Consider the following 12,177-nt stretch of genomic DNA (forward strand, 5'->3'; position numbering starts at 1 on the left):
GATTTTTCGTCTTATACTAAATCCGCTTTTATAATCCTCTTTTTACCCTGGCGACTGGAAGTCGCGGCTACACAAGCAAAGTCCCTTCGGGGAGAACCTTCGGTTCCGCTTCGCTAACGCCAGTCGCCTGGCTGTCGGGAAACCCTCCCGCAGCGCTGGACTCACCGCCTACGCGGACTAAATAATAAACAGGGTAATTAGATCCGGATTTCGTCTTACGCCCTTCCCACTGTAAAACTACTTATCAAGCGAAGCGTATTTTCTCTGCGTTCTCTGCTTCCTCTGCGGTTTTAAAATCGGTATTCTTGTGGCGGTAAAGGAGTCATCGAAAACTATTTCTAATAAATCGATTGATTCGCGACACTATGCCTGCGGGACGGCTGCGCCTATCACAATTGAACGCGAGAGCGCATAACGACTACAATAACAAAGTTCAGAGCCTGGGAATGAGTAAAAAGGTAAATCACGTATAAATAAAAATCACAATAATCACACATGACAGTTTATCAAGTTCGACTCGTTAATTCCGAAATCGGATTGGATCGCACCATTGAAGTCCCAGATGATCAATATATTCTTGATATCGCTCAAGAAGCTGGTATCCGTCTTCCTTCAGGATGCAATCAAGGGGAATGTTCCGCCTGTGTTGCCAAAATCATCAGTGGGGAAGTTGATCAAAGTGAGCAAAAATTTCTACGTCCGCATGAAGTGGAAGCTGGTTACACAATCACCTGTGTCGCTTATCCTTTATCGGATTGCACTTTAGAAACTCATCAAGAACAAGTTTTGTATAAATCATCGCTTTATTTGAAGTCAAATGCAGCACCATCAGAATAGTTATAAAGGACATTTATCAAAGTTAGTGTAGGGTACGTTAACCAACAGTAATGCACCTTACAAATTTAATATTTTCTTTATAATTAGCTAACAAGAAAGTCTTTATTTTATTAATAACACTTAACTCTCAATTATTTTCAAAACTAGCCAAATGGCGTAATAGGATATCTACCTTACTAGAGAGGTTGACACGCATCTGATCATTTCAAGATAGAAGAAGGATGCTAAAAACATCTTCTCTAGTTAGTTTTTAGGAAAAAATTTATGCCGCCAACATTACTGCCAACATTTTTAACGACTCTAATAACAGCTTTGAGCTTGCTAATTGTTGATTTAGTTGTTCCTGGTGTCAATATTAGTAACTTTGTATCGGCTTTGGTTGCTGGTTTGCTTATAGGCTTTGTGAATGGTTCAGTTAAGCCAGTTCTATCAGCTCTTTCTTTGCCACTTAACTTAGTAAGCTTGGGAGCATTTTCACTCGTTGTTAACGGTATTTGTTTCTCAATAGCCGCCTTTTTAGCTCCTGGGTTCCAAGTTCACGGATTAATAGCTTTTATTCTTGGTCCAGTTGTTCTTTCTTTTGCTAGTACTTTAATTAACAACTACTTTACTGAAAGAAGAATTTTAACTGGTAGTGAAGATGCCGTCAAGGACAAAGCGCAACTACCTTCGAGTTAAATGTTAGCAATGAGTTGTAGAGACGACACCTTCTGATCTCTACTTGATGCCGAATTGAAATAATTCCTCTGGAGGAGTTATTATTTTGGTTAATTCCGGAAAATGTAAGTGAAAACAGATTTTGAAAAAGTAGCAGTGATATTATGACGAAACTACTCCGTTTGGTTCTTGGTTTGGTTATTCCTCCTTTAGGTGTTTTCTTGACAGCTGGAATTGGTCCGACTTTAGTGATTAACGTTTTGCTAACACTTTTAGGTTGGCTTCCTGGCAGTATTCATGCAGTTTGGGTTATTGCAAAATACGAAGACAAATTGAATGGAGAGGAAGTATACTAAAGTCCAGTAAATTATCCCAGCGACAACAAGTGGCGCTGACACATAAAAAACCTGCATCCGCAGGTTTTCAAATACAAAAAAGAGTCCGCCAATACGGACTCTTTTTTGTGAGCACCAATCTATCTCTATTTATTAATCGGTTCTTTATCTTTAATCTTGTCAGCCGCTGTTAAAAGCAACTCTCTTAAGATTTGTCGGATTTGACGTTCTTTTTTGGCGATCGCCGTACCAGCTTCCCCAATTTTATCATCCAGTTGCGAGCTTTTTTCTTGTACCTGTGTAACCACCGCTTCTGCTTGTGGACGCGCTTGGTTAAACCAGTTTTTCGCGTCGTCTAAATGTCCCTTCACTTCCTCAGAACGTCCACCATAACGTGCAGCTAAGTTAGCTTGGACTATAGCCAACTGTGCTCGTAGTTGAGCATAGCGTTTCTTTAATAGTGAAAATTCCTCACTATCTTTAATAGTATCGACAGCAGAATCAATCGCGGTTTTTGAACTAGCTGATTTTTCTTTACTTGTGTCTTGAATTTCTGTTAATATTCCATCGACTTCTCGCTGGATATTATCTTCTTCTTCATCCAACTTAATTTGTAGCTGTTTAACTTCAGCTTGGGTTTTTGCAATATTTTCATGTCTTTTACTATTAACGGCTTCCAAGGCTCCTTCAATAGACGCCGTCACTTCTTCTTTAAGTTCGCCACCTTTGTCTTGCAAGTTCTCAACAACTGTACTCACAGCATCTTTCACAATAGTGCGAAGTTCTGTAGAACCTTCTTTGAATTCAGAAACAACTTGAGAAACTGCGGCTTTGACAATTTCTCGAATGCGTTCTGTTCTGAGTTGTCCGGTTTGTTTAGCTTGTTGCAGGTCGTTTGTAATTTGCTCTTTTATGTTATTAGGCATCTTCAATTCAGGTTGAGATTTAACTTATACAAATTTATCGACATTATGTCTATCTTTTATGTTGACGCAATATTTTCTCTGGTGGTACATCCGTTAGGTAGAAAATAATTAGCTAGGCTTCTCTCAATAGTCCTCTAACTCTGCCCAAATATCTTCTTTATAAGCATCAGAGTTATAACTATCAGCGATGCGACGTAATATTGCGGCTGTTCTGGGATGAGTATCCCCTACTGCAATTGCATAACTGCGATATGTTTGAGCTAATTGTCTTTCTTGGACTTCACCTTGGTCAATTAATTTTGTTACAACTAGACACTTATTGTAAACACCAGTTTGTATAGCTCGTTCAAGCTCAATGCTTGCAATTTCCTCAACAATCTCGCAGACTGCGACATCGAGCCATATTCCATCTGGTGATTTTGGCGCGTATGCTAAAACATGACCAATTTTTATATCTAGAATTTTCTCGTACATTAAAGGGTTTAAGACCCCTACGTCTACACGTAGTATCAGTTTGAGTTGGGGTTTAACTCAAACTGTCTTTAATTTTGTTAGCGCAGCGGGGCGTTTGCGTAGCGCCCCCTTAGGGGCTAGCCTTCCTTTGAACTTTGAATTTTGAGAGAAGTTGGAGCGGTGAGTCCAGCCCCCGTCTTGGCGGTTTCCGTCACGTTAGCGTAGCGTCTGGTGCAGGAGATTGGGGGACTGGCGAACCCGGAGGGAGGTTTCCTCCGATCCAATCTATGCCCTAAGTCCTTACGGACACGCTGCGCGAACGGGCACGCTAGTCCCTCTTAGGGACGCTGCGCAAACGCTATCGGTGATTTTGAATTGTTATCCATCCTGCTTTCCTAGCTAGCTAAAGGAAAGGCAGCAGCTAGTATCCAGCCAAACAATAACGCACTGCCAAGGGCATAACTCCAAATTTCTTTATACAAGCTGCAAGCATAGGAAAAAATCCCTATAATCAAAGGAAACAATGGTAGCAAAAGAAAAATAAAACTAAGTTCAGGCAATAAGTAAAGCACCAAAATAAAGCCCCCTATCAAAATCACACTTTGCCCTAGCCACCACAAAATTCGTTTTCCAACTCCAACGTCTTGTTGTGCGACTCCAGATGCCAAAAACCAAGGAAAACAAGCCAGTGACATCAGGGGAAATAACTTTAAACGCGCCTGAATAAGCCACCACTGTAGCCACACCACCTGTGCCATTGCACCAAAGGCAATCCACAAGACTATAAATAGTGCTATGCCTAAACCAACAGTTCGTAGTGTAGGACGTGGTAAGCGAAACATGACAGCCAACCAAACCAAACCCGCAACGCCGAACCAAATACTTACTGCACCGCCTACCAGCAAGCCACCCAAACTGTTAATATCACCGCTACGACTCAGTAACACTAGTACACCACTTGCTACAAACGGTGCTATTAGTAAACCTATCCAACTTCTCAAACCAGAGAAAAAACGTAGTGACGTTTTAGAAGATGTGGAGAATTTGCCCGTGTCCTCTTTGATAGAAGCAACTGCGCCAAGTAAAGTCAGCCACGCTAACAAGTGCAAGAAATACCAAATCATCCGACGATCAACGTAGTGACTAGTACGTTGCACTCCAAAAGTGGCATCAAGCCAGTTTTTGGCAGCTTGGTGGCTAGCATTGCGAAACAAAATTGTGATGTGTTCAGCGTTGGGAATGACGACAAGTTGGCGTCCTCTGCCAGCAGCCAAATTTTCATTTTCTCCTCCCGCCGCCTTCAATAACCGCTGTGCATTCCCAACAAAACCTCCTTCCCAAGAACCTGCTTGCAACTGGAGATTATGCGGCGCTTTGGGCGTTACCGCCGCACCCGTAGGCGAAACGGCAACAGTAGCAGCAAAACGGTTTACATTCTCAATACCGGCTGACATGACTGCACCACTCCCCATAGAATGACCGAGCATTGCTAAACGCGACGAATCAACCTCTGGCTGTTCCAAGATTGCTGCATAAGCAACGTCTAGATTTTGCTGAAGTGAACCACGTTCCAGTGGTTTGGCGTTAGCCCCATGACTGTTAAAATCCCACAGCATCACGGCGTAACCTGCGTGTGCTAAAACGTGGGCGTAACCCAACATCAACTGCTTAGAACCTGCATAACCGTGGGCGACAAGGACACCTGGTATCTTCTCGGCGTTACGTGGTGCAACGTATAGTATAGGCACTCCTTCACGGTTAAGGTGACGCACCAGTAACCCAGTTTGCGCTGTAGTGACACCCCACCAAGAAAAGGCAATCAACAATAGTGCGGCGACAGCCAATAATACAGCATTGCGATTCATCTAAGTCGTGATTTTCCTGACACTCTATAGGATGATAATCAACAGATACACCATCAAAATTCTACCCAGCAAAGGAGATTTAGCTATGTAGCTTGTAGAAATCAATTGTTTGGCGATACGCATGATTGCGTCTGCCCTGAGTCCTTACGGACACGCGCAAGGGACGGGCGATCGCTAGAACTGGTTTGAAAATAGAAATTGTTAACCCAAGAATCCAACTTTCTGTGATATTGAAATGAGTATCAAATTGAAAAAGCTAATCATCATTATCTTACTGACATTCATTGTCTTAAATCTGAACTTCATTCCTACAGCATTAGCTACAGATACAGTGAACGCCGAAAAAATATTTAGTGTTCAATGTGCTGGTTGTCATATTAACGGTAGCAACATTGTTAGACGAGGCAAGAATTTAAAATTAAAAGCACTAAAAAAATATCATATGGATTCCATTGAAGCAATTTCCTCGATTGTTACTAATGGCAAAAATAATATGCCAGCCTACGAAGATCGCCTTAGCAAACAAGAAATACAAGATTTATCCGCTTATGTGTTAGAGCAAGCTGAAAAAGGCTGGCGTTAGTTAGAATATTTGTCCATCAAACTAGGAACTGTTCTATAAACGATGACAACAATCACCGCTCAACCAAGATGGAGCGTACCTGGACCTCGCCCTTTACCAATTCTAGGACGCCCTGCTATGGTCTTGCGCTTTGCCAGAGACTCGATAGGAGTATCGCGTTCTCTGTTTCAAACTTATGGTTCAGTGGTTTCCCTGACAGCTGGCGGGGGCACTAATTTCTACTCGCCGCTCCCCAACTGTCCTGGCACAGTGTTGACATACGGTCCGGAATATGTCCGTCAAGTAACCAGCCAGCACGAGATTTACTACAAGTATCCCTTGTCCGGGAGGTTGTACAGCAAGCGGAATGATTCAACGCGCACAGAACCGCTAAAGCACTTTGCTGCGGGGCTATTTGGTGTCAACAGTCTCACTCACCGCCAGCACCGCCAGCTTTTGATGCCTGCCTTTCATAAACAGCGAATCAATTCATACGGCGACGATATTGTTGTTATAACGCGATCGCTACTGGAGCAATTGCCAATTGGCAAACCAACCGACATCGCTGATGTAATGCGACTCCTCAGCCTGCGCATAGCCACGAAAACCCTGTTCGGCTGTGATATTGGTGAGGAGGGGGGTAAAACCGCCAAAACCTTACAACAAGCTTTCACTCTAGAGGGTAGTGTTGGAGTCTCCCTATTGCCTTTTGACTTACCAGGGCTACCCTACCATCACTTACTCAATTTAATGGCGCAACTGGATAACGAAATGCGCGTTCTCATTCAGCGTAAACGAGCAAGTGGCACTAATGATGGGGACGTACTCTCAATGTTAATCCAAGCACGGGATGCCGAGAGTGGCGTATCGCTAACTGAAGACGAACTGCTGGGACACGTAGGTGCAATATTTGCAGCAGGGCATGAAACCAGTGCCAATGCCCTCACATGGACATTATTTCTGCTTTCACAGCATCCAGAGGTAACTGCCGACTTGCTTGATGAACTGCAAAGCGTCTTACATGGGGAAGCACCAACCGTCGAGCAGTTGCAGCAGTTACCGTTGTTGGAACGAGTCCTTAAAGAAAGTATGCGGGTGTTGACTCCTGTACCTTGGAACGGGCGCGTTACCTCGCAACCGACTGAACTTGGAAGTTACACCTTGCCAAGCGGAACCGAGGTTTTAGTCAACATTTATCAAACTCATCATATGCCCGAAGTTTATCCAGAACCAGAGAGATTTCACCCTAAGCGCTGGGAAGGATTTGAACCCACAATGTTTGAATACAACCCTTTTAGTGCTGGATCACGCATCTGTATCGGAGCTGGCTTTGCGATGTTGGAAATTAAGATTGTACTGGCAATGCTCCTACAAAAATACCGCCTGCAATACCTTTCCCAACAACCTGTTGAACGCAGTGGTTTTATTGTCATGACTCCCAAGCACGGGATGCCGATGATACTTCACAACCAAGATCGCCAATTTGCTGAGGGCGTGGGCGGTGTGCGGGGAAATGTACGCGAGATGGTGCATTTGCCAGCATGAAACAGCCAGGGCACTCAGCTATCGATTATACTCTCAAGAAACACAGGGGTGTAGGGGTGTAAGGGGAGCCAGTGCTCGGCTAGAGTTTCCCGACTTGAAGCACAAGCGCGTTGTAGGGGTGTAAGGGAAAAAGGTGTTTCTTTCATATTTTGCTGGCTGCGAAGCCGCACGAGTTTAAGGCTCTCAAGCAACACCTAAAATTTTTGTTGTTCAATTGTCGTTCAATAGTTGGAGGACGGCACCTTTCCCTGCCATGCTTAATGTATGAAAGGAATTCTGCCGTAATTTGTGATGAACCTACCCACCTCAAGCCGTCTACAATTTACACCTGATTTAAACATTTGTCGGGTTTTAAATGGAATGTGGCAAGTCTCTGGTGCGCATGGACGCATTGATCCAAAAGCCGCTATTCAAAGTATGTTCAAATATGTGGATGCAGGCTTTACAACATGGGATTTAGCAGACCATTATGGGCCTGCAGAAGATTTTCTTGGTGAGTTTCGCCGTCAACTGATTGCAACTCGTGGTAAAGAAGCTTTATCCAATATTCAAGCCTTTACGAAATGGGTACCTCGTCCTACCAAGATGACCAGAGAATTGGTGGAAGAAAACATCAATATCTCTTTAAGAAGGATGGGCGTTGAATCTTTAGATTTGATGCAATTTCACTGGTGGGAATACCGGGATAAAAATTACCTAGAAGCCCTCAAGTATATGGCAGAACTGCAAAAAGAGGGAAAAATTAAGCATTTAGCTTTGACTAATTTTGATACGGAACATTTGCAAATTATTACAGAAGCTGGCATCAAAATAGTTTCCAACCAAGTGCAATTTTCTCTTGTTGACCGCCGTCCAGAAGTGAATATGATTCCGTTTTGTCAACAGCACGACATAAAACTTTTCACATATGGCACAGTCTGCGGTGGTTTGGTATCTGAAAAGTACTTGAATAAACCGGAACCGCGAGGGTTTGACTTAACCACTGCCAGCTTGAGAAAATACAAAAATATGATAGATAGTTGGGGTGGTTGGAGACTTTTTCAAGAATTACTTTCTACCCTGAAAGAAATAGCTGACAAATACAATGTCAGTATCTCCAATGTGGCAGTGCGTTATATTTTGGATCAGCCAACTGTTGCAGGTGTGATTGTGGGTGCAAGGCTTGGTACATCTGAACATATAGAAGACAATGCCAAAGTTTTTAACTTCACACTGGATGCAGAGGATTTTAATCAAATAAATGCTGTATCTAGCAAATCACGGGATTTGTATCAGTTGATTGGTGACTGCGGCGACGAATATCGGCGCTGAGTTATTTTGTTGTTAGACTAGTTCCCGGTGCAAAACTAAATTTCCAAAAAATAAGGGTACGAATTTAAGATGTTTCCAGGAACCAAAACCTTGGTTTTTATGCTTGATAGAATCAGCCTTCTGAGTTTCGCACCGGGAACTAGACTAATTATCCATGCAGATGCGTTTAATATTTATTAAACGAACCGCCAAGTCGCCAAGCACGCGGCTGAGTGAAAGAGTAAGTATTACTCGTTTTCAAGGTGGGGAAACCTCTACCACCTTGATCCCGACTGCGGCTTCCATTGATTTGTTAGACTGAACACACAAAGGACTGTTCAGTTAATTCTCTGGTAACGCCAGCTTTTTGAGGCTACTGATGCTTACAAGTACTCTACTTCTGTCCAAACAACTCCCCACTTTACAATACTCCTCCACACCAGAGCGATTTGATGAATCTTGGGAAGCTCCCTTGTCTACGCTTTTGGGACTGGGACGTGCTGCTGGTGCTGATTTTATTGAATTCTTTTTAGAACGTGTCAACTATATTAGCTGCTTAGCAGAGGAAGACGCCATCACCAGCATTACACCGCGTCTTTCTACAGGTGCAGGAGTCAGAGTATTTCGTGGCAAAGCTGACTGCTACGTTAGCACGAACGACCTTTCCTTTTCTGGTTTGAAAGCAGCTTTGGAAAAAGGTCTTTCTATTCTAGGATTGCAACTTCCTGCTCCTAATGCTTTCATCCCAGAAATCAATCTGGAACTGCTACGAGATTATGCTACAAAAAGAGGGAAAGATGGCTGGCTACCTCTGTGCACTTCCATGCGGGATATGGGAGATGTTCTCCTTGAAAGTACTACCCAACTACAGCAAAAAGCAAGTCATGTACAATCGCGCCGCGCCACCTATTTCCGTGATTGGCAAGAAGTGCTAGTCGCCGCTAGTGATGGTACCTTTGCTCGCGATATTCGCCTGACTCAGTCGGTCGCACTTATGCTGTTATGTGCTGATGGTGCTAATCGCGCTTCCCTCGCCGAACGTGGTGGTAACACTAGTGATCCCAATTTCCTGAAAGCTTGGGATCATAAACAAGCGGCAGAGCAAATCGCAGAATCAGCAGGCAAAATGCTCTACGCTGATTATGTAGAATCAGGCACTTACCCCATCATCATGGCAAATCACTTCGGTGGGGTTATCTTCCACGAAGCCTGCGGACACCTGTTGGAAACCACTCAAATTGAACGCAACACCACTCCCTTTGCTGACAAGAAAGGCGAAAAAATTGCTCACGAAGCCTTGACAGCTTGGGATGAAGGACGAACCGAAAACGCCTTCGGCACAATTGATATGGACGACGAAGGTATGCCAGTTCAAAGAACGCTATTAATTGAAAAAGGCGTTTTAAAGAACTTTTTAGCAGATAGAACAGGTTCAGTACGCACTGGACACCCCAGAACAGGTAGTGGACGCCGCCAGAGTTTTGGTTATGCTGCTGCTAGCCGCATGCGTAACACCTACATTGCTCCTGGCGAATATAGCACTGATGATTTATTTGCCTCTATAGATAAAGGTATCTATTGTAAGAAGATGGGCGGTGGTAGCGTTGGTGCTACAGGGCAATTTAACTTTGGTGTAGATGAAGCTTATTTGATTGAAAATGGTAAAATCACCAAGCCACTCAAAGGAGCTATCTTGATTGGTGAAGCGAAGGAAATTATGAATAAAATTTCCATGTGTTCTCAAGATTTATCCCTTGCACCTGGTTTTTGTGGTTCTGTTAGTGGCAGTATTTACACAACAGTAGGACAACCACACATCAAGGTTGATTCGATTACCGTAGGTGGACGCTAACTCGTTCGCAGCCTCTTAACTCGTTCCTAGCCTCTGGCTAGGAATGCCTTTTATGTGGCTCTGCCACATGATAATAGGAGGCAGAGCCTCCTGTAATACACTCCCAGGTAGAACCTGGGAGCGAGAAAACACGCAAATATAAAATTGACGAACTATGCCAAATATCAATGAAATTGCAACTGACGCCAAGGAAACTGCTAGTAAACTTGGCATCAAAAAATTCGATATCTATGGCTCAACAGCAGATGGAACGAGTGTGCAAGTGGATCAAGGTGAGCCGAAGCAAGTAAAAGCTTCTAATCTTTCTGGTGTCATCGTTCGTGTTTGGAATGAAGACAACACAATGGGTGTCACAAGCACAACCGATGTAGACGCCAAAGGACTTGAATTAGCTTTAAAAACAGCTTACGAAGCAAGTTTTTTTGGTGTCAAAGAAAACGTCCCTGATTTTAGCCCAGAGTCTACGGTTCCCCTGGATAATTCATCACACGACAAAGCAACTCAAGCACCTGTTTCTGATCTGATAGAAAGTTTGTTAGCTGCTGAAAAAGAAGTCCTCGCTGCTCATTCTGCTATCAAAGGAGTTCCTTATAACAGTTTGTCGCAAAGAGATTTTGACAGATTTTATCTCAATAGCGATGGTGCGATGAGAACTGAATCTGGCTCAACATCGTCGATTTTTCTTTATAGCAAAACTGAGGAAGATGGAAAGAAACCTCGCAGTGGTGGCGCTTTTAGAATTAGCAAAGGTTTAGATCATCTAGATATCAATGGTTGCATTAAAGAAACGGCAGAGAAAACTATCAGTCACTTGAATTATGAAAAAATCAAGACTGGGAAATATCGAGTTGTTTTCTCTCCAGATGCTTTCTTGAGTTTATTGGGTGCTTTTTCTAACTTGTTCAATGCTCAAAGTATTTTGGACAAGCAAAGCTTATCTACCCCTGATGATTTAGGAAAGGAAATTGCTGTTCCCCTGCTTTCAGTGTGCGATGACGCACTACATCCAGCAAACATCGGTGCAGAAACTTTTGATGGTGAAGGAACTCCCACCCGCAAAGTTTCGTTGATTGAAAATGGCGTCTTAACAGGCTTTCTCCACAGTGCAGGTACTGCAAAAAGGATGAACGCTCAGCCGACAGGTAACGCTAATATTGGTGCAAAAGTTAGTGTCAGCCCGAATTTCTATCATGTTTTTGCAGCCGCACCTGCTGAACAGGAATTGAGTTTGGAAACAGCAGAAAATGTCGTTTTTATTGATGAGCTACAAGCTCTGCATGCAGGTGTGAAAGCTTTACAAGGTTCCTTTTCTTTACCATTTGATGGCTGGCTTGTCAACAAAGGTGTTAAGACAAGCATTGAGTCTGCAACAGTTGCGGGAGATTTTCTCGAAGTCCTGAAATCAATTATTTTTCTCGAAAAAGAACCAGAGTTGACTCCTGGAGGTGTATGTCCCAAAATCTGGGTTGAGGAACTGTCAATTACTGGAGACTAAGATATCGCAAGAGTTTTAGGATTGTTGCCGAAATAGAGCTTAATCCTAACACTGTTCAATTAAGAACAATTGTACGTTGGGTTTCGTATTTGTGGAATCCAACGAATTCTTTTTGAAACAGAAATCAAAAGTTGGAAGTTAGAAGTGGCAAGTCTCAAATCTTGCACCCAGAAAAATTGATGGTATTTAGTCACTCAGTATTAAATCAAAAGTTCTTTATTTAGGGACAAAACCTAAGAAAAATTATTTAACTTACCCTTGGATCTTTTTAGGTTGTACGGTTTTCTACAAACATGTGCAAGATATGAGCGCCCAAAGGGCGCGATTACACGCCCACAATAAATGAAAGAAACACAGTTA

The 12,177-nt window shown here is 43.1% G+C and carries 11 protein-coding genes; 8 read left to right on the top strand and 3 right to left on the bottom strand.

The features are described from left to right. The first annotated feature begins 495 nt into the window (after window positions 1-495). From AC5JM2_RS29345 to AC5JM2_RS29355, 3 genes are all read left to right on the top strand, one after another. Window positions 496-837 (top strand): 2Fe-2S iron-sulfur cluster-binding protein, encoded by a 342-nt coding sequence (locus AC5JM2_RS29345; protein WP_495838626.1) that lies wholly within the window; start codon window positions 496-498, stop codon window positions 835-837. Window positions 838-1,101: 264 nt separating this feature from the next. Further along, on the top strand, window positions 1,102-1,515 hold the full coding sequence (locus tag AC5JM2_RS29350) for a phage holin family protein (RefSeq protein WP_495838627.1): 414 nt from the start codon (window positions 1,102-1,104) through the stop codon (window positions 1,513-1,515). Between the two features lie 143 nt (window positions 1,516-1,658). Then, window positions 1,659-1,850, top strand: a complete 192-nt coding sequence (locus AC5JM2_RS29355; RefSeq protein ID WP_495838629.1) for a YqaE/Pmp3 family membrane protein — start codon at window positions 1,659-1,661, stop codon at window positions 1,848-1,850. 125 nt (window positions 1,851-1,975) lie between these two features. Here AC5JM2_RS29355 and AC5JM2_RS29360 read toward each other — a convergent pair whose 3' ends face one another. The 3 genes from AC5JM2_RS29360 to AC5JM2_RS29370 form a co-directional block, all read right to left on the bottom strand. After that, the gene (locus AC5JM2_RS29360) at window positions 1,976-2,755 is read right to left on the bottom strand and encodes a histidine kinase (RefSeq protein ID WP_495838631.1); all 780 of its coding nucleotides are present in this window, start codon (window positions 2,753-2,755) and stop codon (window positions 1,976-1,978) included. 123 nt (window positions 2,756-2,878) lie between these two features. After that, window positions 2,879-3,229, bottom strand: a complete 351-nt coding sequence (locus AC5JM2_RS29365) for a hypothetical protein (protein WP_495838633.1) — start codon at window positions 3,227-3,229, stop codon at window positions 2,879-2,881. A gap of 374 nt (window positions 3,230-3,603) precedes the next feature. Continuing rightward, entirely contained in the window at window positions 3,604-5,073 is a 1,470-nt protein-coding gene (locus AC5JM2_RS29370) for a serine aminopeptidase domain-containing protein (protein ID WP_495838635.1), read from the bottom strand. Between the two features lie 235 nt (window positions 5,074-5,308). Here AC5JM2_RS29370 and petJ point away from each other — a divergent pair, with 235 nt between their 5' ends. The 5 genes from petJ (at window position 5,309) to AC5JM2_RS29395 (ending at window position 11,817) form a co-directional block, all read left to right on the top strand. Further along, the gene (petJ, locus tag AC5JM2_RS29375; RefSeq protein ID WP_495838637.1) at window positions 5,309-5,656 is read left to right on the top strand and encodes a cytochrome c6 PetJ; all 348 of its coding nucleotides are present in this window, start codon (window positions 5,309-5,311) and stop codon (window positions 5,654-5,656) included. A 42-nt stretch (window positions 5,657-5,698) separates the two neighbouring features. Next, entirely contained in the window at window positions 5,699-7,180 is a 1,482-nt protein-coding gene (locus tag AC5JM2_RS29380; protein WP_495838639.1) for a cytochrome P450, read from the top strand. A 291-nt stretch (window positions 7,181-7,471) separates the two neighbouring features. Beyond that, on the top strand, window positions 7,472-8,491 hold the full coding sequence (locus AC5JM2_RS29385; protein ID WP_495838641.1) for an aldo/keto reductase: 1,020 nt from the start codon (window positions 7,472-7,474) through the stop codon (window positions 8,489-8,491). 358 nt (window positions 8,492-8,849) lie between these two features. Then, window positions 8,850-10,322: a TldD/PmbA family protein gene (locus AC5JM2_RS29390; RefSeq protein WP_495838643.1), complete on the top strand. Its 1,473-nt coding sequence runs from the start codon at window positions 8,850-8,852 to the stop codon at window positions 10,320-10,322. 154 nt (window positions 10,323-10,476) lie between these two features. After that, window positions 10,477-11,817, top strand: a complete 1,341-nt coding sequence (locus tag AC5JM2_RS29395) for a TldD/PmbA family protein (RefSeq protein ID WP_495838645.1) — start codon at window positions 10,477-10,479, stop codon at window positions 11,815-11,817. Window positions 11,818-12,177 lie beyond the last annotated feature (360 nt).

The sequence above is a fragment of the Brasilonema angustatum genome (assembly GCF_059505445.1).